Origin of the sequence: Butyrivibrio proteoclasticus B316, from assembly GCF_000145035.1 — a bacterium.
GTDB lineage: Bacteria > Bacillota > Clostridia > Lachnospirales > Lachnospiraceae > Butyrivibrio > Butyrivibrio proteoclasticus.
In genome coordinates, this window is record NC_014388.1 from 123,657 (window position 1) to 146,586 (window position 22,930).

Consider the following 22,930-nt stretch of genomic DNA (forward strand, 5'->3'; position numbering starts at 1 on the left):
ATGTCACAAACTATAGGTTTAAGTAAATCAAAATATTGCAAAGGCTTCCAGTGCCCCAAAATCCTTTGGCTGGATAAGTATAAGCCTGAAGTCGGTGAGGATGTCCTTCCGGAGACTGTTCTTGCAAATGGAACTATGGTTGGAGATTTAGCACGTGGATATTATGGTGAATATAAACTCGTTGAATTCACCTATGACAAGCAGGCCATGTGTGATCAGACACGTAAGTTCATGGATGAAGGGAATGAAAACATTGCTGAGGCCAGCTTTCTGTATGATGGACTATACTGTGCAGTTGATATCCTACATAAGGACGGAGATGGATGGGACATTGTTGAAGTAAAGAGTTCAACGCATGTATCTCCAATATATGAGGAAGATATGGCCTTTCAGAACTATGTCCTCACAAAATGCGGGATAAATGTGAAAAAGGTCTTCAATATGCACATAGACAACACATATGTAAGACACGGCGAAATAGATCTTAAGGGTTTATTTACAGTAGAAGATTTTACATATAGTGCTCAGACTAGGTTTGATGCTGTAGAACAGAATGTTGCCGCCATCAGGGAATATGTGATGGATTCTAATGAACGCCCGAAAGACATTGATATTTGCTGCCAGACTCCATACGACTGTGCATATTGGAAGTATTGCAGCAGACATATTCCGGAGAAATCTGTGTTTAACATCAGCAGATTGCAATTACAGAAGAAATATGAGCTTTATCACAAGGGAATTGTGTCATATGAGGATCTTTTAAAAGATAAATCGGAGCTTAATTCCAGACAGGAACTGCAGGTAGAGACGAGTGTATTGAATTTGCCGGACCATATAGACAAGGCTGAAATAAAGGCATTCTTGAATACCTTGTCATATCCAATTTACCACCTGGATTTTGAGACATATCAGGAAGCTGTTCCACAGTTTGAAGGAGGAATTCCTTATGCTCAGATTCCATTCCAGTATTCTCTACATATTGAACAGGAAGACGGAACGCTAGAACATAAAGAATTTCTAGCAAAAGAGGGGACTGATCCCAGGAGGGCTTTAGCTGAGAGCTTATGTAAAGATATGCCAATGAATGTTTGTAGCCTGGCATACAACATGTCTTTTGAAAGAACCGTTATTCAAAAGCTGGCAGACTTATTTCCGGATCTGGAAGAACACTTATTGAATATTAGAGAGAACATGCATGATCTGATGATTCCATTCAGTAAGGGACATTATTATTGCGATGCTATGCAAGGTTCTTATTCAATCAAATATGTGTTACCGGCTTTATGTCCAGGGGATCCAGAGCTTGACTACCACAACCTTGATGGAGTGCATAATGGTTCGGAAGCTTCTGCCGCTTTTGCAACTATGACCGCACATACTCCTGAAGAGATCAAGGAGATACGAAACAACCTGCTAAAGTATTGCGGACTTGATACTTATGCAATGGTAAAGGTATTAGGGAAATTGAAAGAAGCTGTTAGTGATTAGTATTGATACATGAAGGAGGGCATATGTCAGATCTAAGAGAAAACAAAACTATGCGTATCCGCGCACATTATAAAAATGAGTTGAGTTTGCTTGAATTATTGATTGGCCAAGATGATGGATACAGAATGGTTTGGACGTGGGTTACAGAACTTTTACTGGAATGTTTCTGTGATGAATTAAAAGGGTATTTAAGTGATCCAATAGGCATTTTAAATCGCAAGATAGAAGGGATTAATGACATCAGTAAAATATTTGATGATGTATGTGATCAAACTCTTAAGTATGAACGTTACAAAGAAAAATATGGCATTTCTTCAAAAATCTGGGAATGTGGACATTTTTACCAGGAAATATACTCTCATGATGACGAAGAGAAAAAGGAGTTGCTTGTACTGGTTTTAAGCGATTATATAAAAAACATTGCGCCATTTATTGTTGATGATTCTAATGAATGGTTTGGAAAATATGTAAGTGATAGATTTAATGCTGATACAAAGAAGCAGGTAGTAGCGCGATATAAAAAATATGCGGCCAAATACAAAAAGCTGATAAAAGAATTTCAAAGGATAGAAGAATGATTAGATTTAAGAATATATCCTTTGGAAGGGGATTTGTTTTATGTTGAAAGTATATGGGACTGAAACAAAAAAGATGCTTAATATCCTGATTCTTGATGTGCTGCAAAGATACTCTGATGAAGAGCATCCGCTTACACAGCAAGCCATAATGAGGATACTAAAGTCTGATTATGGTGTTGAGAAAGTAGACCGTAGATCCATAAAAGCAAATGTAATGTCTTTGCTCGATATGGGTTATGAAATATCCATGGAAGAAGGAGAGGGATACTATCTTTTGGGGCGTGAGTTCGAGGATGCAGAATTAAGGCTGCTAATAGACTCTGTCTTATTCTCAAAGACTATTTCAGATGCTTATGCAAAGAGGCTTATAGAAAAGCTGAAGTCATTTGGAAACATCTACTTTGACATGAGAGTTTCACATGTGAAACCGACTCCCACCATGAACAGGACAGAAAATAAGCAGGTTTTATATAACGTTAGTGCAATAGATGAAGCAATCGATGAAAAGAGAAAAATAAGGTTCCGATACTGTAAGTATGGAACAGATTTTAAACTACACGATCAAGGGAAAGATTATCTTGTAAATCCGTATCAGATGGTGGCTTCTGGCGGAAGATATTACCTTTTAGGCAACCTTGATAAATATGATGATATTGTTTACTACAGAATTGATAAGATGATGGATGTAGTCATGCAAGCGGATAAGGTTAAGTCACAGAAGGATGTTGTTGGCCTTGAAGGACAGCTGAACCTTTCCAAGCACATGGCAGAACATATCTATATGTTCTGTGGAGATAGCCTTAATGTTACAATTAGGACCACTCCGACGATGATGGATACGCTTGTAGATTGGTTTGGAAAAGACTTTAAGATTCTTAATAGTTCTGATGATAATCTGGAGGTAATGGTCCGGTGCAATGAATATGCCATTTTCTATTGGGCGCTTCAATATGGACCATATGTAGAGATTCTGTCGCCTCAAAAACTTAGGGAAGAGCTTGCTGAGGAAATAAGCAAAATGAATGATAAATACCGCAAATAGTGATAAGTACTGGAATTGATTTATATTAGAGCCTCGAGAGGGGCTCTTTTTATGTACAAAAAAATGCACAGTCCTCTTGCTAATATAAGGGTGTAAAGAAGAGTTGATGTAGATGTTTCATGCATGAGGAGGACGCATATGTTAACTGATGAGTTCAAACTGATTGACAATAACGGAGTTGTTAGATCGACAAAAAGCCGTGTTGAGCATATCCATTGGAAATTTAACGAAATCAAATCCGAGGAAGACATAGTATACCCCTGGAAAGTGGTTCCAACTGTGGCAGGAGCTGAATTCATAATAACTGCGGAAACTACTATGCAGGATTGGCGTGAGTATGCGGAGTATTGCTGGAGGCTGCTGTAGATTCGATGTGAAACAGGAATAGCATCGTATATGTTTTGAAGGAGGATAAAGATGCAATTATACATGGATATAGATGGTGTGGCTTTTTCGATTTCTGTTACCGGTTATACTCCGAGGAATCTCGAAGACCTAAAAGTCTATGCAAGAACTGACATCGAGTTTGATTCTATTTCAGAGGAGGTAGATTGATGAACTTTTATAATGTGTTAGTAACATACGAATCTACGAGCATTCCTTTTGTAAATGAAGACCGCAAACTAACATATGATTCTTCTACTCCGGGAGAAAAGGAAGCGTGTTATAGAAGGGTTGCTGCTTTGAATGAAGAACTTGGGATAAAGTGTACCTCTAATAAGTCAACGTCGATTTTTGTTCATTGTGTTACTAATAATACCTTGTGTGTTGCTTTTGCGATTGACCTGGAACATGGTTCCTTGCAGGGGGCAAAGAAATACTTATCTGAATATATTTACAAGAACTTTGATGTCGTAAACATCAAATATTCTGAGCAAAACGAGTTTGCTGTAGAAGATTTTTGCAAATTGCTGTACGGAGGCACTCGTAAAGATCTTCTTAAACCCGCGCATGAAATAATTGAAGAGCTTGGACTAGATTACTTTGGAAACAATCAATACAAGATCAAAGAGGAAATGCTTGAGGACAAAAAGATATCATTAAAAGAAGCTAGGAGGAAAGCTACTAAGATACTGGCTGATAAATCTTTGATGGATGAGATTGAAAGAATTTATTCAGAGGATAACACGAAAAAGTATTATGGGAACCCCGTTCATTATGAGGTAATCGCATCGAATAAGGCTGCAGCTGATGACATTATTAACGTGCTTACACTTTCATTGAAGTCAAACAAGCGGTTATTAGGGAAACGAATCAGCAGAATAAGTGAAATAACCAATCTGTGCTATGACGAAGAAGATGTGGAAAACATTTTTAGTAATGCCAGGGGTGGTGCAGTAGTAATAGATATGTCTGGGTCAGAAGAAGATCACGGGAATTATGCATCTTCCTACCACGAAGTGATAGATTATTTCACGGCACAGGCAGAAAAATATCAATTAAACACTTTATTTATCTTTGTTGAATTAACAAATCACCCAGGATTCTCCAAGCCTCTTCTTAGCAAGATGCAGGAGAATATGGACATAGTTGAGCTAAGAGAGGGCAGTGCTAGCAGAAACGTTGTAAAGGATTTTATAAAGGAAGAATGCAAAAGGCGTGGGCTTAAAACACAGGACGAGGATGTTGAGCAATCTCTTTCGGAGGGAGACCTGTTTACTGTTGGAGAAGCATATGTTGCAGTTAATACGCTATATAAGGACAGTCTTAAGAATACCTGGTATAAGGCATATAAGAAAGTTTCATGTGTTGCCATAGAAGCAGATGAATGCCATGAAGAAGCTTATGAGAAACTAATGAAAATGGTTGGCCTTTCTGAGGTCAAAAAGATAATTGGGAATATCATTGATGCTGAAAAAATACGTAAAATGCGAAGTCAGATGGGCATAGATAATAATAAGCAGTCTATGCACATGATATTTACGGGGAATCCAGGATCAGCGAAAACTACTGTAGCAAGGCTCTTGGCTGAAATTCTGTACAAAGAAGGCGTGACGGAGAGTGACACATTTATAGAGTGTGGAAGAGCAGATCTGGTTGGGAAATATGTAGGATGGACTGCGAGAACTGTGCGGGCCAAATTTCGAGAAGCGAAAGGTGGAGTATTATTCATAGATGAGGCTTATTCATTGGTCGATGATAGCAATACTTTTGGTGACGAGGCTATAAATACTATTGTTCAGGAGATGGAAAATAATAGAGAGGAAACAATAGTAATTTTTGCGGGATATCCTGAAAAAATGAAGTCATTTCTTGATAAAAATGAGGGCCTGCGAAGCAGAATAGCATTTCATGTAGATTTTCCCGACTATAATGCTGATGAGTTATGCGAGATTCTGGAGCTGATGGCAAAACAAAAGGGATATTCATTGAGTGATGATGCAAAGAAGAAATGCCAAGATATATTTTTGGAAGTATGTACTAAACCAGAATTTGGCAATGGAAGATTTGTTAGAACATTGCTTGAACAGGCAGAGATGGCACAAGCTAGCAGAATCCTCAAGGAGAACAAAGGGAAAAAGATAAAAAGAGATCTGCTGAATGAAATGAAAGCAGAAGACTTTGAAGTGAATGCCAGCAAATGCACTAAGGAAACAAAGAAAATAGGCTTTTCGGTGGACTGTTAATTCAATTAGTTGGAGGTAAAAGATGGACGTTCTTGATTATGTTAATTCTCGAGATATTAAAGAGTATCTCAAGAAGATTGGCTATGAGTGTAATCCTTTGGAAGCTAGCTGGTTGGTTTATCAGAGTAGAAAGCATACCTTGGAAGAAAAAATGGCAGCTTGGAACTGGATTATTGAGAACATGGATGACTGTGAGGTTCCAGAGAGGTGCAATTGCAGTTACAGATCTAGTCTTCATGAGGCACTAAAAGAATATATGGATATGGAGAATTGTAGGATTGCTAGATTCAATGAAGAAGGCTCTAATGTAGCATATTCATATAGATACCTATTTGGACAGGATAGTGATTGGACTGTAGGAGAACATCTTTACTCTTCTGCAGATATCTGTTGGGCTTGTGTTGAAGACGATTTAGAAGATGATGAAATCGATAATCTTGTTGAAGTCAGAGTCACTCGGGATGTTATCGATAATGCAGGGGCTTCTGTGACAATTCATTATAATAATCGCAAAAAAATAATGGATGTATTTGCTTTGGCTTATGATGATCAGGAGCAGGACATAGAGAACTTTTTTTTCAACGGAATGTGGTTTGATTTTCCTGTACCATTTGAAAAGGGAGATGTTGTTGTTCGGTTCGATGAAGATGTTTATCCAGGTCAGCGATTTGAAGAAGGACCATTTGTGCTTGAAGGTATTACTCCTTGGTTTATTGCAGGGCTTGATGAGAAAGGGAAAAGGTCATATAAAGAAGGGCGTAGTGGTGACGAAACGGACATGAACGCATGGGGGCAGTTTCAGGATGATGATGGACGCATATATAGTGAAGTTATGTTTAATTACATGGATTTGGAGTTATATAGGGGCCCATTTGATAGAAAACGCCGTTTGCTGAAAGCGCTTAGTAATTATAAAAAGGACAAGATAAGCCTCGATTTGCTACTAACGACATATAGGAAAGTGATTATTGATGAGTTCGCGGAAGATGTAATGCTAAAGAACTGGTATACAGATGAGGGGCTAATTCTTGCAGGTTTGAAGCCTCAGACAGACTGAATTATTGAGATAATGATATAATTTATAGAGATTTTCTTATAGGAGGGATGCAGTTATGTCAATACGAACATTTACTAGTAATCTTAAGAAGATTCTTGATCGTAGGCTGCCTCAGAGTACGGAGTATGGATGGTCAAAACGTGTAGAAGGTGCTCTTGTTAGGAGTGAGGATAGCGCTGCACATGAAACAGGGGCAATAATTATTGATGATGCACTTACTGAGGAGCAGTCCCAACAGTTGTGTGAAGTAATATCAGATTATCTTTCAAAAGACCCTAATTTCAAAAGGACCAAGTACAAGGTTATGATTTGGAGAGAATCAGCTTTTTCTGTTATACATGAACACGGTCCAACTGCCTTATGCAACATAAAGGGGTTAAAGACCGATCTTGGTAGCGTAAAGACAACAGGAAATGATAGCGGAGATTGGGATGCTTTTCGAGAGTTGTACATTCCCCATAAGAAGGCAGGACAAGTAATTCTACTAACAACGCAAGAAAAAATAGATTTATTAGAACAGGCAGGTACAATAATCATAAAGAATCTTGTAATTGCATATCCGCATACCGATGGTAAGGAAAGAAAGGCAATTATAAAGAATATCCCATGTGTTCCTTTTGAGAATTAAGAAAAGCATAAATAAAAACAAACAATATGAGAGAAAACGAAATTAGAGATCCCAACAGGATAAGACCATTTTTAGAAAAGATTGCTCAACACTGGGAAAAATGCCCAGATTTGAGGTTTGGTCAGTTGGTGTTAAATACAGTCAATGATAATAATTTGCTATACAACATTGAGGAAGATGATTTTTTGAAAAAACTGGACTCCATTTTTGTTATCACTGAAGATGAGGCCGACTATCGTGGAGCGCATGACTATTTTTCAATGACCATTGAGTGTAGCAGAAGCAGTATCTACCCTAGTATAGTAAGAGATTTTTATGAGCTCCTTACATCGCAGGGTTTCAGGTTTGTGAGCGGGTTTTGGGATTATACCGATGTATCATATGAAAATATAATAAAAACCAATCAGAAAAAACTTGAAGAAAGTTATGTTAGGCCGTACGGAACAGATGATTTAAAGGATGATTATATTCAGCTGCTGTTTGATTATGACGGAAATCAGGAGACAAGATCCTATATCTGCAACAGCCCTGAAGAGGATGTATTCACATTCGAAATCATAATACCGGAGGAAGATTTATTGTCATATGAGAACGGTAAAATTCATTATGTTGAATCTAAAATCAACACATTGATTGAACTGGCAAAGAAAATCTGGGAGTTGCCATTTGTGGATGTTGTTCAGACCTTCCTGGAGTACTCGGATATACCTAAAACATTTGATGAGTTAAAAGGGGGAATAGAAGCATTGGCGGTAGAGCCTTTTGCAATTATTCCCAATAAATTTGATAAAGGCTTTTTGAAAACAAGATTTGATGTTTCAGATATTAGTAAAGATGGACTTCTTGTCAGAACAAAAGAATAATGCTGATAATCCTAGAAAGAAGAGTGAAGAGCTCTTCTTTTTTATGTACAAAAAAATGTAGGGCATATAGATTAGTATATCTTTGGAACTAGATATTATGTTCGTTTTTGGAGGACAAATAAATGAGTGAGCCACGCCTTGTATATGAGGAGTACACATTAAAAGATAATGTTAAATTTAATTTGGAAAACAGAATAACAAGGGCCAAGGAGGGATCTTGTAAAACCGGTTTTAGGGATTTTGATAAACTAACAGGAGGATTTCGTCCTGCAGAATTAACGATTATTGCAGGACGCCCGGCAATGGGAAAAACTTCTTTTATCTTAAATTGTGTTCAACATATAGCTCTTGCTAATGAGATGAAGGTGGGGCTTTTTATGGCACGCGAAGGATCGGAGAAATTGGTTAACATGTTACTTGCCATGGAAGCTCATGTTGAAATAAAGCATATAGAAACTGAGCCACTGAACGCAACAGAGATGGGAAGGGTCAATGAAGCGGCTGATTTATTAAGCGATGCAGATATATTATATGAATCGCCATGTATGTATTTGGACAAGTTTAATCTTGATGATCTCTACAATTGTTTTTGTCAGTTTGCCATCTGCTATGGTGTACAGGTCATTTTTGTTGATTCATTGCAATCTATAGAAGTAGATGGAGCTTCTGATCCGAAGGATAGATATTTGGAAATAGTAAAAACACTTAGAGATGCTGCTATTTTATTAGAAATACCAATTGTATTGGTATCGAATCTCCCTGATACTCTAGAACAAAGAGAGGATAAGAAACCGCGAGAAACGGATTTAAGAGAATATGGGCCTATTGATAGATATGCTGATACCATAGTTCTTTTGCACTATGATGAGTATTATGACCGAGATACAGAGAAAAAGGGTGTTGCTGAGATTTCTATAGCGAAAAATATTAGTGGACATACTGGAGAGATTGATCTTTTATGGTTGCCGCAGTACTTGAAATATTGCAACTTAGAAAAGGGGTACTGAGAATTGAGGTTTTAAGGTAAGCTGACGAAGTGATTGCATGGATAATGGCGGAAATTCGTAAGATGCCATTATAATGGCACTTTTCAAAAATGATACCCAAATGATAGCCAAGAGATAACCAAACGATAACCAAAATATTGTAGGAAGGCTCTGTATCCTTATCTGGGCTTTCATTTTATAAAAGAAGCTGATGTTAGAAAGCTTGATGTTCAAGAAGCGCAGGCTTTAAAGAAAAATATTCTTTTGGTGGATGATGATGCGTCTTTTCTTAAGATGGTAAAGGACTGGCTTTCAGATGACTACAGAGTTACCATCGTAAGCTCCGGGATGCAGGCTATAACTTATATTGCCAAGAACAGGCCTGACCTTATTCTTCTTGACTTTGAAATGCCTGTGACAAGCGGACCGCAGGTACTTGAAATGATAAGAAGCGAGGTTGGAACCTCAAACCTTCCCGTATTTTTCCTTACAGGGAAAGGTGATAAAGAGAGCGTAACCAAGGTTCTTACCTTAAAGCCTGAAGGCTATATATTAAAGAGCGCCGGTAAAACTGAACTGGTTTCCCAGATAAAAGACTATTTTGAAAGGCATAAATCAGTATGAACAGGAATTTTCTGAAAATTGTTATTGACAAGTTCAGTCAATCATAATCCCGTTTACAAGAGCAGTTTAAGTCGTTTTTTCCAGATTATGATACATTCGGCTTTGACTATAAATCAGATAATCCGTGGGAAGCAGAAAGTGAGTTTAAAGAGTATTTCATAAGGTTATCTGAAAAATACACATCTATTACTGTTCTTGCTTCCAGTTTGGGAGCTTATTTTCTGATGATTTCCGGTGCAAGTGTGATGATCCAAAAGGCGTTTTTTGTTTCTCCTATTGTAGATATGGAGCGCTTGATACAGGACATGATTTAGATTTGTGAGCGTAAAACCCACTACACCCAAGGGTGATGGGTAGTTCACAAGTTGTCCTTTTCTTGATAAAATCCATATGTACAAATTCAACCACGAATTATTTCTTGGCTGAAATAATAACAAACTGAAGGGAGTAATAAAAATAAAAATGGCTAAAACAGGAAAGCTAAAATATTACGACGAAAAAGCCAAGAAGACAGTGTTAATAATCGCAGTAGTAACAGCATTATCTTTTGTGCTCAGCATTGCACTTGTTAATCCTTATCTGTTCATGATTGGTATCATAGGCGTTCTGGTACTCAGCGCTTATATGTCTATCACAGAAAAGAAGATCAAAAAAGAACAGGGCGAACTTCTTAATGAGATAAAGGGTAAACTGCAAAATACACTTAATATCAGCAGCATCGACGCTTTTATATCTGAGTATGATGACAGAGTAGTTGTAAAGAGCCGCCAGGCACTTGACAGTTATACAGACCTCAAATATTTCAAGGAAACAAATGTTCTTGATAATGCTAAAGAAAAAGCCACAACAAGAATGCGTATTTCAAAATGCATTTCGCATTTTCTCCAAAATAATGATTATAAAGAGAACAGGCTATATGATTATGTAGCGGAAGAACTTGAAAGATACATCAAAATTATCCGCAGCGAGTATAAAGTTCTGGTTTCTTATGTGACAGCTTCAGGGAACAACGTCGCAAACAACATGATGACTGTTTCACTTGGAAGGTTAAATGAGATAGCAGCTCATCCTGAATACCTTATGTCAAAAGGTGAATATAACAAATTCTTAAAACAGCAGGAAAAAGAAGCTCTTGAGGAAAAGAAAAAATCGTATTATGAAAAAGTAAATGCGATCATTGATTTTGCGAATAGCGCAAAGGAAGAGCTTGTAGTTAAATCAAAGGCAAACGAGCTCGACACGCTCATACAGAGTCTGTTTGACAGAACCATCAATAGTATACAGAAAATAAAAGAGCTTGAAAGTGAAGAGTGGGAGATGATTGGTAATTTTATCTCCTCAATATCTGATCAGGTAACAAAACTCGTTGAAGATGATAAGAAGATCAGCGATTATTATGCGTCAGATGATTTTGCGAAGATAAAGGAAACATGTGATAATCTGACACAATCCCGCAAAGACTTTAATGAGTATATTGAAGAAAAGGCGGAATCCATCTCAAAACTGTTCGGTACAAGAGTATCAAGGAACGAAACAGAAACAAATGATGAATACAATTATGTAAGAGCATATAAAAAGAGCATCACCCCATTTACTGCAGAAGTATCATCTACAGTCTTTGGAAGCGCAGAAAATAATCCTATGGATTATGTCATTAAATACTTTTATCCAAACAAGAGCCAGTACAAGTCTCAGATAGAGAAGCTGCAGCTTTTGATCGAAGAGCTTGAGACTTTAAAAGAAGCCAAAGAGATCATAGAAAACTACAAAAAGGACTATGATGAATATATACAGAATGTACCTGAATTTGTTCTAAAGAATGATGAAGACGGATTTTATAAGAGATTAGGTCTTGCAGTAATTGATGAAGCTGTTCTGAACGTTGAGTATAAATTTGCTTATACAAGCGATGGCGGTATGGCGCAACGTTCATTTACTGTTCCTATGAATGAGGAAAATATCACAGAGCTTATCAACCGTCTTGAAAGCAAGCTCACAACCCAGGCTCTTGCAAAAGAGCAAAGAGCCCTTATGACATCAAAATTAAGGACTCAGGTAAAAGAGCGTGATAACTATACATGCTGCCAGTGCGGAAATTCAACTCACGCAGAGCCAAACCTTCTTCTTGAGATAGACCACATTATTCCTATTGCAAAAGGCGGTCTCACAAAAGAAGATAACCTGCAGACTCTCTGTTGGAAGTGTAACAGAAGCAAAGGTTCTAAGCTTATAACTGCGTAACCTCGATGTAGGAAAAGATTCTGTTCATCTTATTGGTAAAAAACTCCCTTTCTAGGGAGTTTTTTTGTTGGTCAACAAGAGCGCAGCAAAAGGAAGAAGTCCGTAAGGCTGCTTTACATTGGTCGAGTAGATAAGGGGATTTCTCCCCTTATCCCTCTACAGAACCGGACGTGCGTCTTTCTCGCATCCGGCTCCTTGCAAAGTAAATTATTCAACAACCATCATTCATAGATACTGACGTACGTTCTGGGCGTTGCAAGGGGGTAGTCTCTCAACATATCGTTGAACTGGCCCCAGTTATAACTTCGCCGCTGGCTTCTGCGGTTAAGCCACTTGAACAGAAGCTTTCGTACTATATATTTAAAATCAGATATAGCCTTTGAGTTGTCAGTGATCCCGTAGTAATGGAAATATCCAACTAGCATGCTGTTCACTCTCTTAATGATTTCCTGTAACGGCAAGGTTCTCATATCAGCCAACCATCGATTGACTTCTTTGCATTTCTTTGTGAACTTTTTCTTGCTAGTCTTCCTCTTCACCCTGAACTTCCCGTTCCGACTCTTGGAACAGTAGTGTGTAAAACCCAGAAAGTCGAAGGTTTCAGGTTTTCCCTGCCCTCTGTTTCGCCTGTCTCTTTCGGCAAATCTACCGAATTCAATCAGCCGACTCTTGCTTTCTTCCAGTTCCAGTCCAAAGTATTCCATTCTGTGTTTCAGCCTTTTGTAGAATTGTTCAGCTTCATCTTTGTACTGAAAGCATACAACAAAGTCATCCGCATAAACTACCGCCCCTGCATAGTCTCTCAACTGTGGCTTAACAACATCATTGAACCACCACAGAAATACGTAATGCATGTATATATTTGCTATGACAGGTGAACAGACCGACCCTTGTCCACTACCTTCTTCTGTTTCCTCATATTGAAAGTCCTTTATTATCCCTGATTTCAGCATCCGCCTAACCAGTCGTATAACGTTCGGGTCTTTAATCCTTGACTCTACAAATTTGACTGCCCATCTATGGTCGATATGGTCGAAGAACCCTTTAATATCGGCGTCAAGTATATAGTTTGTCTTCTGTTTCTCAATCATAGAATTTAGTTTTCTTAGTGCCATATGACAGCTACGGCCGTTCCTGAATCCCATCATCTCCTCATAGAAATGAGGTTCAAAGACTGCTTCCAATATGCGCCTAAGCGCTTCTTGTACCAGCTTATCTTCATAACAGTAGATACTTAAAGGTCTGGTCTTTCCATTTCCCTTTGGTATCTCAACTCTCTTTGCAGGTTGTGGCCTATATGATTTCTTCTTCAGACTCGCTATTAGCCTATCAAGGTTCTCATCAAGATTATTCCCGTATTCCTCTTTTGTTACTCCGTCGATTCCTACGGCTTTATCCTTTTCCATCTTATTGTGACATTCCATTAACATTTCCTTGTCAATGAGATGTCCAATGGAAGTAAAGACCATTTCAGGGTTTTCTTTTGATAATTGCGATATTCTCTCCAATTTCGTTAACATTATTGTTCCACCTCTGTGTATGGATAATGTTTCCTCAAAGATATAGCTTTGCATGGCAGGGCTTTGAGGTATAGCCCTTTCTCGCCTTCCCTCCAGAGGCATTGCCCTCCTTCATCGGTACTATGCGGCCATCCGACTGCCTATGACTCATTTGCCCTCCTTCGTGAGTTGTCGGGCATACCACTTATACATTAGGGGCTTCACACTTGCCCTGATATGGAAGTCACAGGCTCTCCCCAGTTGACATGACACCATTGTGCGACATGGCTGACTCTCAACCCCGTGGCGTCGCGGCAATCTTCGCCATTAGCAATTGCACGCGTGTTGCCTTCCGCATCGCTTAATTACGTCGGCACACCATCTTAATTTATTTCGGGGCTAACATGCCTTATGACCCTATCGCCTAACTTCCTACGCTTAACCTACGCTGTTACCAACGCATGTTCAAGGTCGCTATTGGTGGTTGGCTAGACCTTACCAAATGGGATTTCCACCCATTAAATGCCATGCCCTTTGCTGGGCGCACTAAGCGCAAAATAATCCGGCGGATTGCACTATCCCGCAATGCATGTTAACAGGTGCAAGGGCTTTTGCTCATAAAATATACCCCAGCCTCTTTTGAGACTGGAGCACCTTGACAATTCACATATGATAAAGATTACATTGCATCGAAAGCATCTATGATAAGACAAAGCAGATTTCATAAAAGAATGCCAGCACCACAAAGCAATGCTGAAAAGGGCAGTAAACATAAATATAGGACCTTTTGGATGGACTTCGATGGCTAGAATCTTTTTGACCAGTACATTGACATGTCATATCTAAGCGATGAATTTGGGGATGCCAATTTCTATTTGGTTGACGCAGATTCCAAATATAATACTGCTCGCCAGTCTGTAACCGGGAAATATTATGACTTGGTGAGACGAAATAAGCGATCCGAAATTCAAAATATGTGTCTGGAATATATATTTGAGGAATTATCAGAGGGCGAACATGTCCAGATAGAGGGCAAGATAGGACACGTAGAGCAGGAGTTGTTTATACAGGCAAACATCCTTGATGTGGGTGTACTGGAACTAAAGAGTATTACTGATAATTGCAAAGAATGAAAAAAATTATTTGAAATAATTGTTGACATGGACATATAATGTCCGATATATATGATAGTGTATTATCAGAAACAATAAACAAAGTTTTTCATGATTCTAAATGAATTTCAAGAAAGGAGGACGATCATGAAACACCAGACAACTAACGTAACTATCAACAGCATAAATGACAGAGGCATGATTGTCCGCCGTCTTTTATTCTGATCAATCGATCAGATTGTATTTCCGGGCCAAAAGAAAGGTAGGACAAATGTAAGCCTCTGGTAGAAAAGAAAGAGGTTTTATTTTGATACCAGTAAAAGGAAAATACTCAGATGCCCTTATCATGTGCGTTGGGGATGAGACTGATGGAAATGTGGATCAGTATGCAATCGCACAGGTACAGATGATATGTGACACTGAGGCTGCAAGTGGCAGCAATATTAGAGTTATGCCGGTGTAAGTGGTAAACTATTTTCCATAATCCACGGCAATTAAATTTCCATAATAACGGCATTTTATTTTTCATAGTTCGTCCTTCGGATATACTTTTATTCGGAGGTGAAGAAAGGTGAAAAGTTGGATGAACTATGCGAAAATTCAAGAACTAAAGCGAAATCATTTTAACAAGAACCAGGTTGCTCTCCGTCTCGACATCGACTATAAGACGGTGATGAAATACTGGGACATGCCACCGGATGAATTCGCTGCGCATCATAACAGAGCGCAAAGAAGAAAAAAGAAAGCTGACATTTACAGGGACTATGTTGTAGCATGCCTGCAAAAGTACCCGGACATGACATCAGCACAGATCTATGACTGGATTAAAGAACGCGTCGGACAAAAGAGCCTGCCGTTTAAGAAAAGATCCTTCCGCAACTATGTCAAAGTACTCCGTAAAGAGTACGATATTCCCAAACAAGAAACATCCAGACAGTATGAAGCTGGCGATGAACTGCCCATGGGCGAACAGGCCCAGGTCGATATGGGCGAGATCAGTCTTGAAACAACATCAGGCCGCCGTAGGAAAGTATACGGTTTTGGAATGGTACTTTCCCATTCCAGATACAAATATATCTTATGGCAGGACAGGCCGTGGACAACGGCAGATTTTGTTCAAGCTCATATAAAGGCATTCGCATTCTTTGGAGGCAGGCCTAAAGAGATTGTCTATGATCAGGATAAGGTCCTTGCTGTAAGTGAGAATCATGGGGATATCATACTTACAGAAGGGTTTCAGAATTACCTGAATGCAACCGGTTTTGAGCTATTTTTGTGTCATGGTGCTGATCCGGAGTCCAAAGGAAAAATCGAGGCAGTCATAAAGTACGCAAAGAATAACTTCGCAAAACATCGAATACTGGATGACATTGATAGCTTTAACATAGCTTGTCTTGAATGGCTTGAAAGGACCGGAAATGCTGAAGAACACGGGACAACAAAAAAGATACCGGCAGAGGTATTTACAGTCGAAAAAGAGTACCTCATCCCGGTATCCGAGTACAGCTTTGCTAAGCCTACTGAAGCAAGTATAACCTATCAGGTAAGGAAGGACAATCTTGTTCTTTATAAGAGCAACAGATACAGAGTACCAAAAGGAACCTATACCCAGGGAAAGCGCGTATTCATTATTCCTGAAGGTGATACGATTACCATCATTGATGCTGATACTGGTGTACTTTATGCCAGACATCCGCTTTGTACAGGAAAAGGTGAACTGATAGGTCATTCCAGTCGATCTTACAGAGATAAAAGTAAGACGATTCTTGAACTGGAACAGATAGTAAAAGATCTGCTTGTAGACTGCGATGGTAAAACTGATTCATTCCTTGCACATATACATGTTGACAAGCGAAGGTACTACAGGGATCAGCTAGGCGTTATCAGAAATCTTTTTGATGAATGGGATGCATCATTGATACAGAAGGCACTTGTTTACTGTGTAGAGCAGGAACTGTATTCTGCAGGTGATCTTTCCAGTGCTACAGCATATATGTCTTCTCTAGAAGAAGATAAAAAGAATAAACCGGTTCTCCGAACCGCACAGATTCCAGAAAAGTACAGGGGTAATTCCCCCAGGATAAGGGATCTGCGAACCTATGAAGTCGCAATGGAAAGGAGGACCGTGAATGGATAAGCAACAAACGTTAAAAGCTGCATGTCAGTCCCTGGGCCTTATACACACAAGGAATGAACTTGAAACAATCCTGCATGACGCTGAGGAAAATGACAGCAGTTATCTTGATTTTCTTATCTCAGTAACAGATGGTGAAATACTATACAAATAGGAAAAAGCAAAAAGTAAAAGAATAAAGGAGGCAGGATTCCCATATCCAAAGTATCTAAAAGATTTTGACCTTAAATTCTGCAAGGCAATCTCAGCAAAGCAGTTCAAACAGCTTAGCGAACTGACCTGGATAGATGGACTATATAACCTTATACTGTCAGGACCACCCGGTGTAGGTAAAACTCATCTTGCCATAGCTCTCGGATATCAGGCATGTGAGGATGGCTATAAAGTCAGTTACACTACCATGAAGTCACTGATAAAAGTACTACGCACAGAAGATATAGATCGTCGTTCACGAGCTAAGGTCAAAAGGATATATTCATCAAACCTGCTTATTGTTGATGAAGTAGGCTATCTCCCTATAACAGCTGTCGAAGGAAATCTCTTTTTCCAGCTGTTTTCAGACCTGCAGGAAAAGACATCTATCATACTCACGACCAATAAAGGCTTTGAGGAATGGACAGAGTTTTTAGGGGATGCAGCACTTGCTACAGCTATTCTTGACAGGCTGTCCTACAGATGCGACAAGATTCAGATTGATGGAAAGAGCTACAGACTCGAAAATAGAAAGTCATTTTTAGTTACGGAGGAGAAAAACAATGGCAAAAAGAAAGCGGTTTAACATAGAAAATCTTTATCCCAAGGATTATTTCTTTGATTATGCAGAGTTCATGAAGGATCCTGAAAACTATCAATTCACTGAGGCAGACTATGCGTATCATAATGCTATGGAGCTGAAAAGATATGAGGAAGAAGTTCCTATGACATACTATGAGAAAACATTACTGCGCAAATGGGTAATGGATGGTCATAATCCCAGAGAAAATCCCGGTTCCAAATATCTCTGCATGACAGGCTCTGAGCCTATGGATTTCCTTGATGTTTATCGGTTGGATAAAGAGATCGAACAGGAAATGAAGGGCATGACCAAAGCTCAGAAAGAAGTTTATCTTAAAGGGCTCATGGGATGGACTGACGAAGATGAATCCCCAAGTCCAATAGATTTGCTGCCAGATGGTTCCGAAGAATTCGATATTTTCTGACTTATAAGAAGCTTTATAAATTAATAGTTTAGTATCAAACAATTAATTGATTATTGGTCTGCTACATATCCTTCGATATAATGAAATCACACCGGTGAATTCATCTAAGGAGAGATTAAATATGAGGATCATGTTAGGCGACAAAATTAAGGAATTACGTAAAAGAGACAGAAGAACACAGGATGAACTTGCAACCGCATTAGGCATAACAAATCAAGCAGTATCACGATGGGAAGCAAACAAGGCATATCCAGATATGGAGATGATACCTGCTATTGCCAACTACTTTCATGTTTCAATCGATGAGCTGTTCGGTTACAACAATGATCGTGAAAGTACTCTTTCAAGATACATTGAGAAAGCGAACAGACTATTGGAGCCAGGAGTTATTCCTGATAAAAAGCAATTAAAAAGACATGAACAGTTTCTTCGAGAAGCATTATCTGAATTTCCAAACGAATGGCATTTGCAGGAAAGACTGGCTATGATTCTTTCGATGATTGCATCGAATGACAAAAGAAAAAAGAATGAAACTGCTGCATTAAAAGAAGCTGCCAAGCTATTTGAGCAAGCTTACCAGAACTGTGACGATATTCATATGAAAGAGCTTATTCATTTCTCGCTCATTGGAGTACTTGGCAGGCTCAGAGATTATCAGAAGATAGAAGAAATCGCCCTTCAAAGTTCTTCTCTATCAAGTTGTCGTGAATTGGTTCGTACAGTGATGATACATGACAGCAAATATGATCGATATGTAAGTGAAGCCCTTCTGTCACTGCTTCATCAACTGGCTGATTTGCTAGATATGAATTTTGAGCATTTTGCAACTGCCAATAATCCAGACATATATCTTTCACTTGCTATGCTTTATAAGTCAACTTTTGGAGATGGTAATTATGGTTGGTTTAATAGCGATATATGCCTGCTTTATTTGAATGCAGCGCGTATTTGTAACAGGAATAAAGATTATAAACAAACCACAGACTGTTTTGGAAAAGCCTATGAGCATGGCACTAGCTTTATGGAGGCCGCTAAAGAACCTATAAAAAGGCCAACCAACGCAGGTGTAAGTGACGCAGTTGAACTACCTTCACGTTTTGTTTATATCAGCGAAAGCTTATTTAAACAGTATATCGGGCTTTTCTCAGAAGATGTCATTTCTAAACTGCGAAGCAATCCCAAGTACGCAGCAATTCTTTAATCAAGAATACTACCGGTATTTGTGGGCGGAGCCCACAAATGCTGATAGTTATAGTAACTGTCGGTATGGAAAATAAAATGCCGCAAACTATGGAAAATTGTTTGCCGCATTTTCTGGAAAATTAAATGCCGTAATTTATGGAAAACTACTTGCCGTTTACAGCCGGATGTTCATCCGGGAAAAGTGGGCCCTATAGGCCTTACCATGACAGTAAAAGAGGCTGTAATTCCTGCACTTATCGGAATCGACATTGGCTGTGGTATGAGCATGGTAAAGCTTGGAAAGATCAGAAAGGATTTCCAGAAGCTCGATACAGTGATTAGAGACAACGTTCCGGTTGGATTCAAGGTAAGAAACACTGTTCACAGGGATGCATCAGATTTTGACCTCGGAAGACTCAACTGCTTTAAGCACATCAGAGATGATAAGGCAATGCTTAGTATCGGAACTCTTGGCGGAGGAAACCACTTTATTGAGCTTGATGCAGACGAGAACGGAGAGGGATATCTGATCATTCACAGTGGCAGCCGGCACCTTGGCAAGGAAGTTGCAGAGTATTACATGGACAAAGGACACAAGTATTTAATGGAGCATGGAAAAGAGAATGTTCCATATGAGCTTACTTACCTTACAGATGAGCTTCTTTCAGACTATCTTCATGATATCCAGGTTGTTCAGGAATACGCTGAGCTCAATCGTCACATCATTATGAAGGAAATCTGCAAGGGAATGAAGTGGAAGGTAACAGATGAAAAGAGCTGCATCCATAACTACATTGAGCAGACAAATGGAGCAGCTATCCTTAGAAAAGGTGCCATCTCCGCTAAGGAGAATCAGGAGGTAATCATACCCATAAACATGAGAGATGGCGTAATCCTTGGAATCGGCAAAGGCAATGATGAGTGGAACAGCTCAGCACCTCATGGGGCAGGCAGAATTTCATCTAGAGAGAAGGTTACAACCAGTCACACAGTGTCTGAGTTTAAGGCTTCCATGAAGGGAATTTACACAAGCTGCATCAGCAATGACACATTGGATGAGGCACCCTTTGCCTACAGGGATATTGATTACATCAAAGAGGCTGTAAAGGAGACTGTTGAGATCACAAAGCTCCTTAAGCCGGTTTATAACTACAAAGGAGGCAATGCTTGAAAATAAAGTTCGATAAGTATCATATTAGGCTGCGAAATGCCGAGCATACGATACTTATTCCAAGAAATACCTCTAGTATTCACTGGAACGCTGTTGGCGGTGAATGGGGAAAAGAGCTTATCGGTGACCGGGAAGCTTTATATGCACTTTTATATGCATGTGCAGTGCTTACATATGATCACAACAAGATAATCTATTTCCCCATTAAGGGAAACGAGCTTATTACTGACGATAGTGCTATGACAAGCTATTGATAAAAGCAAAACGGAATTAATAGAAAATGCATTTAAGGATTTTGATAAATCTATTGATGGAATGAATTTTGCTTCAGCCTGAGGATTGCTTTTGCTTAATAAGAATAAAACAAACAAGCAGAATGATACATTTTTCCATATGTATTGATTTTTTCCTCTCAAGTATGTTTAAACCACAATTGAGTATTATATAACAGTACCCATTTTTACGGTTCCCAGTATCAGCACTTTGGCTTCTAATGACATTTGTCGCGTGTTCACAAAAACATCTGGTTTCGTGGACACTTACAAGTCGATTTCGGGAAACGTATTTATGCGGTTTAAGATTGTAGTTTTGCACATTAAATGCAATGAACCTTTTTCTGAACATTTTGATTGAGATCTTCCGGTGTCAAATATTAAAATACTTGATACCAGCATGATGAAACGGATCTGAGCAGAGTAGTGTCCATATAAAAAGTTGACATACAGTTGTCAGAAAGTTATACTAACAACTAAATATTTTCTGAAAGCGATTTGAATTATGAAAAAACTTGATCTCGTCAATTCAATGCTAACTATTAAATCCATGAACAAATTTGATCAGGGATTTATTGTTAATGCATTTGATGAGGACGAGATAAATGCTTAGGTTTATACATTTTTAGCATTTTCATATTTTAACCGATGCCTCATCAAACTATAGATTTGATGAGGTTTTTTCATATCACAAGGAAATCGCACCCGACATTTATATCAAGAGGAGGATAGTTATGGACAAATTTGTTGATGAAAGAGATTATAAGCTCCTGGATCAGGACAGATATACGTTTTTTGTTCTGCGTCGCATCCTTGGAGGCCCCTGCAAGCTGATATTATCTGATCATGAGAGAGTAATAATCTGCTTCTCAAAAGAGCCATTTCCTGTATGGATCTGGACTCCGGATGATGCTACGGATAAAGATATGGCAGCTGCTTACGATGTAATTTCAGAAAACGGCCTTCTTGATGGAAATCACAACTACAATATTAAGTATAAACTGGCTGAATACTTCATAAATAGGGCTAAAAAAGAGGGAAAAGAGCTATTCATCAGACAAAATATGTATGCCTATGACTGTCCCAAGTCCGTAGAGCCTCAGGAGAAGGCATCTGGAGAACTGCACAAGTGCACCCAGGATGACTGTGAAGAGCTTGTTGACCTGATAGATGGTTTCCACAACGCAGTAGGCATAGATATAATGGATAGAGCCGCCTATGAGCAGAATGCTAAGAAAAGTATAGAAGATAGAAGGACATTCTTTTGGCAAGATAAAGGAATTACTACAGCTTGTTGTAAGTATGTTCCAAACGGTGACATGGCCAGCATAAGCCTTGTGTATACCAAGCCAGAGTGCAGGAGAAAGCACTACGCCGAGAATCTGGTTTACACAGTAACTGAACTTGCAAGAGCAGAAGGATATCTTCCCATGCTCTACACAGATGCAGATTACGTAGCGTCTAATGCCTGCTATGAAAAGATTGGATATATTCGCCGTGGCGAACTGTGTACTGTCGGGTAAATTAGCAAGTGGCTAAATGTTGTAGAAAAAGAAATTTATTGAGGAGAGAAAGAGTATGAGTCTGAAACTTATTAAGCTAACAAAGAGCTACGAGAAACAACTGGGAGAAATGATTGATGAGTGGAAGAAGGATCAGGAAAAGAACCACACAAACCACTCACCATGGGCCATTTTTAAAAACGATTATCACGATTTTGATTATTATCTTGAGCATTTGGAGCTTACTAATCCCAGAGATGGCCTGGTTCCTGACTCAACCTTTTTTCTGCTTGATGACGAGAAAGATAGACTTCTTGGGGCAGTAAATATCCGCCACTATCTCAATGATGGCCTATTAAAAAGCGGCGGACATATCGGAGATGGCATCAGACCATCAGAAAGGCGTAAGGGCTACGCCACAAAGATGATTGGTCTGGCCCTCGAAGAGTGCAAAAAGCTTGGTATTGATAGGGCACTAATCTGCTGTGACAAAAATAATATTGGCTCTGCCAAGTCAATCCAGAACAATGGCGGTGTATTGGAAAATGAGCTTGTAACTGATGATGGCGAGATAGTGCAGAGATACTGGATTTCAATAAAATGATGTAGGTGTCAAAAATATATTTCAGACTGTAGACAAAGTGGTCTTGAGGCTTTTGAGTTTATATTACCCCCAAATGCGTCAAGACGCAAAAAATGGTAATAAAGTATTGACATAAGTTGAG

The 22,930-nt window shown here is 39.0% G+C and carries 23 protein-coding genes and 1 pseudogene; 23 read left to right on the forward strand and 1 reads right to left on the reverse strand.

The features are described 5' to 3' along the window. The 12 genes from BPR_RS15585 to BPR_RS20100 all read left to right on the forward strand — a co-directional run bounded on the left by BPR_RS15585 (nucleotide 1) and on the right by BPR_RS20100 (nucleotide 12,134). On the forward strand, nucleotides 1-1,488 hold the full coding sequence (locus tag BPR_RS15585; RefSeq protein WP_013282439.1) for a DUF2779 domain-containing protein: 1,488 nt from the start codon (nucleotides 1-3) through the stop codon (nucleotides 1,486-1,488). 23 nt (nucleotides 1,489-1,511) lie between these two features. Next, nucleotides 1,512-2,066, forward strand: a complete 555-nt coding sequence (locus BPR_RS15590; protein ID WP_013282440.1) for a hypothetical protein — start codon at nucleotides 1,512-1,514, stop codon at nucleotides 2,064-2,066. Nucleotides 2,067-2,106: 40 nt separating this feature from the next. Then, nucleotides 2,107-3,108 carry a helix-turn-helix transcriptional regulator gene (locus tag BPR_RS15595; protein ID WP_013282441.1) on the forward strand — a complete coding sequence of 334 codons (1,002 nt, stop codon included), beginning with the start codon at nucleotides 2,107-2,109 and terminating at the stop codon, nucleotides 3,106-3,108. A 138-nt stretch (nucleotides 3,109-3,246) separates the two neighbouring features. Beyond that, nucleotides 3,247-3,474 carry a hypothetical protein gene (locus BPR_RS15600; RefSeq protein WP_042258320.1) on the forward strand — a complete coding sequence of 76 codons (228 nt, stop codon included), beginning with the start codon at nucleotides 3,247-3,249 and terminating at the stop codon, nucleotides 3,472-3,474. 51 nt (nucleotides 3,475-3,525) lie between these two features. Further along, on the forward strand, nucleotides 3,526-3,663 hold the full coding sequence (locus BPR_RS20775) for a hypothetical protein (RefSeq protein WP_154649889.1): 138 nt from the start codon (nucleotides 3,526-3,528) through the stop codon (nucleotides 3,661-3,663). After that, entirely contained in the window at nucleotides 3,663-5,735 is a 2,073-nt protein-coding gene (locus BPR_RS20095; RefSeq protein WP_013282443.1) for an AAA family ATPase, read from the forward strand. Before BPR_RS20775 ends, BPR_RS20095 begins: the two co-directional genes overlap by 1 nt. Before the next feature lie 22 nt (nucleotides 5,736-5,757). Next, complete coding sequence (locus BPR_RS15610) at nucleotides 5,758-6,792, forward strand: hypothetical protein (RefSeq protein ID WP_013282444.1); 1,035 nt, start codon at nucleotides 5,758-5,760, stop codon at nucleotides 6,790-6,792. 55 nt (nucleotides 6,793-6,847) lie between these two features. Continuing rightward, nucleotides 6,848-7,420, forward strand: coding sequence for a hypothetical protein (locus BPR_RS15615; RefSeq protein ID WP_013282445.1), 573 nt, complete (start codon nucleotides 6,848-6,850; stop codon nucleotides 7,418-7,420). A gap of 26 nt (nucleotides 7,421-7,446) precedes the next feature. Then, on the forward strand, nucleotides 7,447-8,283 hold the full coding sequence (locus tag BPR_RS15620; RefSeq protein ID WP_013282446.1) for a hypothetical protein: 837 nt from the start codon (nucleotides 7,447-7,449) through the stop codon (nucleotides 8,281-8,283). A 122-nt stretch (nucleotides 8,284-8,405) separates the two neighbouring features. Beyond that, a complete protein-coding gene (locus tag BPR_RS15625; protein WP_013282447.1) occupies nucleotides 8,406-9,290 on the forward strand; it encodes a DnaB-like helicase C-terminal domain-containing protein in 885 nt (294 codons plus the stop codon). A gap of 246 nt (nucleotides 9,291-9,536) precedes the next feature. Then, nucleotides 9,537-9,893, forward strand: coding sequence for a response regulator (locus BPR_RS15630; RefSeq protein ID WP_242662263.1), 357 nt, complete (start codon nucleotides 9,537-9,539; stop codon nucleotides 9,891-9,893). A 462-nt stretch (nucleotides 9,894-10,355) separates the two neighbouring features. Next, nucleotides 10,356-12,134: an HNH endonuclease gene (locus tag BPR_RS20100; protein ID WP_013282449.1), complete on the forward strand. Its 1,779-nt coding sequence runs from the start codon at nucleotides 10,356-10,358 to the stop codon at nucleotides 12,132-12,134. 221 nt (nucleotides 12,135-12,355) lie between these two features. Here BPR_RS20100 and ltrA read toward each other — a convergent pair whose 3' ends face one another. After that, nucleotides 12,356-13,756: a group II intron reverse transcriptase/maturase gene (gene ltrA / locus BPR_RS15640; protein ID WP_013282450.1), complete on the reverse strand. Its 1,401-nt coding sequence runs from the start codon at nucleotides 13,754-13,756 to the stop codon at nucleotides 12,356-12,358. 710 nt (nucleotides 13,757-14,466) lie between these two features. Between ltrA and BPR_RS15645 the strand changes: the two genes are divergently transcribed. The 11 genes and pseudogenes from BPR_RS15645 to BPR_RS15685 all read left to right on the forward strand — a co-directional run bounded on the left by BPR_RS15645 (nucleotide 14,467) and on the right by BPR_RS15685 (nucleotide 22,809). Further along, nucleotides 14,467-14,766 carry a hypothetical protein gene (locus BPR_RS15645; RefSeq protein WP_167531179.1) on the forward strand — a complete coding sequence of 100 codons (300 nt, stop codon included), beginning with the start codon at nucleotides 14,467-14,469 and terminating at the stop codon, nucleotides 14,764-14,766. A gap of 286 nt (nucleotides 14,767-15,052) precedes the next feature. Further along, nucleotides 15,053-15,208: a hypothetical protein gene (locus BPR_RS20780; protein WP_013282451.1), complete on the forward strand. Its 156-nt coding sequence runs from the start codon at nucleotides 15,053-15,055 to the stop codon at nucleotides 15,206-15,208. A 108-nt stretch (nucleotides 15,209-15,316) separates the two neighbouring features. Beyond that, the gene (gene istA, locus BPR_RS15650) at nucleotides 15,317-16,882 is read left to right on the forward strand and encodes an IS21 family transposase (RefSeq protein WP_013282452.1); all 1,566 of its coding nucleotides are present in this window, start codon (nucleotides 15,317-15,319) and stop codon (nucleotides 16,880-16,882) included. Continuing rightward, the gene (locus tag BPR_RS21380) at nucleotides 16,875-17,033 is read left to right on the forward strand and encodes a hypothetical protein (protein ID WP_013282453.1); all 159 of its coding nucleotides are present in this window, start codon (nucleotides 16,875-16,877) and stop codon (nucleotides 17,031-17,033) included. The genes istA and BPR_RS21380 overlap by 8 nt, the downstream gene beginning before the upstream one ends. Before the next feature lie 18 nt (nucleotides 17,034-17,051). After that, nucleotides 17,052-17,657, forward strand: a pseudogene (istB, locus tag BPR_RS15655) (IS21-like element helper ATPase IstB); the annotation flags it as partial. Continuing rightward, nucleotides 17,635-18,078: a hypothetical protein gene (locus BPR_RS15660; RefSeq protein ID WP_013282455.1), complete on the forward strand. Its 444-nt coding sequence runs from the start codon at nucleotides 17,635-17,637 to the stop codon at nucleotides 18,076-18,078. The pseudogene istB and the gene BPR_RS15660, both read left to right, overlap by 23 nt. A 121-nt stretch (nucleotides 18,079-18,199) precedes the next feature. Further along, nucleotides 18,200-19,279, forward strand: a complete 1,080-nt coding sequence (locus tag BPR_RS15665; protein ID WP_013282456.1) for a helix-turn-helix transcriptional regulator — start codon at nucleotides 18,200-18,202, stop codon at nucleotides 19,277-19,279. Nucleotides 19,280-19,399: 120 nt separating this feature from the next. Beyond that, nucleotides 19,400-20,431, forward strand: coding sequence for an RtcB family protein (locus BPR_RS15670; RefSeq protein ID WP_275450184.1), 1,032 nt, complete (start codon nucleotides 19,400-19,402; stop codon nucleotides 20,429-20,431). After that, entirely contained in the window at nucleotides 20,428-20,685 is a 258-nt protein-coding gene (locus tag BPR_RS15675) for a hypothetical protein (RefSeq protein WP_013282458.1), read from the forward strand. Before BPR_RS15670 ends, BPR_RS15675 begins: the two co-directional genes overlap by 4 nt. A gap of 752 nt (nucleotides 20,686-21,437) precedes the next feature. After that, complete coding sequence (locus BPR_RS15680) at nucleotides 21,438-22,226, forward strand: GNAT family N-acetyltransferase (RefSeq protein ID WP_013282459.1); 789 nt, start codon at nucleotides 21,438-21,440, stop codon at nucleotides 22,224-22,226. A 55-nt stretch (nucleotides 22,227-22,281) separates the two neighbouring features. Continuing rightward, a complete protein-coding gene (locus BPR_RS15685; RefSeq protein ID WP_013282460.1) occupies nucleotides 22,282-22,809 on the forward strand; it encodes a GNAT family N-acetyltransferase in 528 nt (175 codons plus the stop codon). Nucleotides 22,810-22,930: the final 121 nt, after the last annotated feature.

Bases quoted from the DNA above. Each gene is read 5' to 3' on its own strand.
- BPR_RS15590 (WP_013282440.1), top strand. From the start codon at position 1,512: ATGTCAGATCTAAGAGAAAACAAAACTATGCGTATCCGCGCACATTAT.
- BPR_RS15645 (WP_167531179.1), top strand. From the start codon at position 14,467: ATGTCATATCTAAGCGATGAATTTGGGGATGCCAATTTCTATTTGGTT.
- BPR_RS15660 (WP_013282455.1), top strand. From the start codon at position 17,635: ATGGCAAAAAGAAAGCGGTTTAACATAGAAAATCTTTATCCCAAGGAT.
- BPR_RS20775 (WP_154649889.1), top strand. From the start codon at position 3,526: ATGCAATTATACATGGATATAGATGGTGTGGCTTTTTCGATTTCTGTT.
- BPR_RS15620 (WP_013282446.1), top strand. From the start codon at position 7,447: ATGAGAGAAAACGAAATTAGAGATCCCAACAGGATAAGACCATTTTTA.
- ltrA (WP_013282450.1), bottom strand. From the start codon at position 13,756: ATGCCTCTGGAGGGAAGGCGAGAAAGGGCTATACCTCAAAGCCCTGCC.
- BPR_RS15680 (WP_013282459.1), top strand. From the start codon at position 21,438: ATGGACAAATTTGTTGATGAAAGAGATTATAAGCTCCTGGATCAGGAC.
- BPR_RS20100 (WP_013282449.1), top strand. From the start codon at position 10,356: ATGGCTAAAACAGGAAAGCTAAAATATTACGACGAAAAAGCCAAGAAG.
- BPR_RS15665 (WP_013282456.1), top strand. From the start codon at position 18,200: ATGAGGATCATGTTAGGCGACAAAATTAAGGAATTACGTAAAAGAGAC.
- BPR_RS21380 (WP_013282453.1), top strand. From the start codon at position 16,875: ATGGATAAGCAACAAACGTTAAAAGCTGCATGTCAGTCCCTGGGCCTT.
- BPR_RS15685 (WP_013282460.1), top strand. From the start codon at position 22,282: ATGAGTCTGAAACTTATTAAGCTAACAAAGAGCTACGAGAAACAACTG.
- BPR_RS20095 (WP_013282443.1), top strand. From the start codon at position 3,663: ATGAACTTTTATAATGTGTTAGTAACATACGAATCTACGAGCATTCCT.
- BPR_RS15615 (WP_013282445.1), top strand. From the start codon at position 6,848: ATGTCAATACGAACATTTACTAGTAATCTTAAGAAGATTCTTGATCGT.
- BPR_RS15595 (WP_013282441.1), top strand. From the start codon at position 2,107: ATGTTGAAAGTATATGGGACTGAAACAAAAAAGATGCTTAATATCCTG.
- BPR_RS15625 (WP_013282447.1), top strand. From the start codon at position 8,406: ATGAGTGAGCCACGCCTTGTATATGAGGAGTACACATTAAAAGATAAT.
- BPR_RS15600 (WP_042258320.1), top strand. From the start codon at position 3,247: ATGTTAACTGATGAGTTCAAACTGATTGACAATAACGGAGTTGTTAGA.
- BPR_RS15585 (WP_013282439.1), top strand. From the start codon at position 1: ATGTCACAAACTATAGGTTTAAGTAAATCAAAATATTGCAAAGGCTTC.
- BPR_RS15610 (WP_013282444.1), top strand. From the start codon at position 5,758: ATGGACGTTCTTGATTATGTTAATTCTCGAGATATTAAAGAGTATCTC.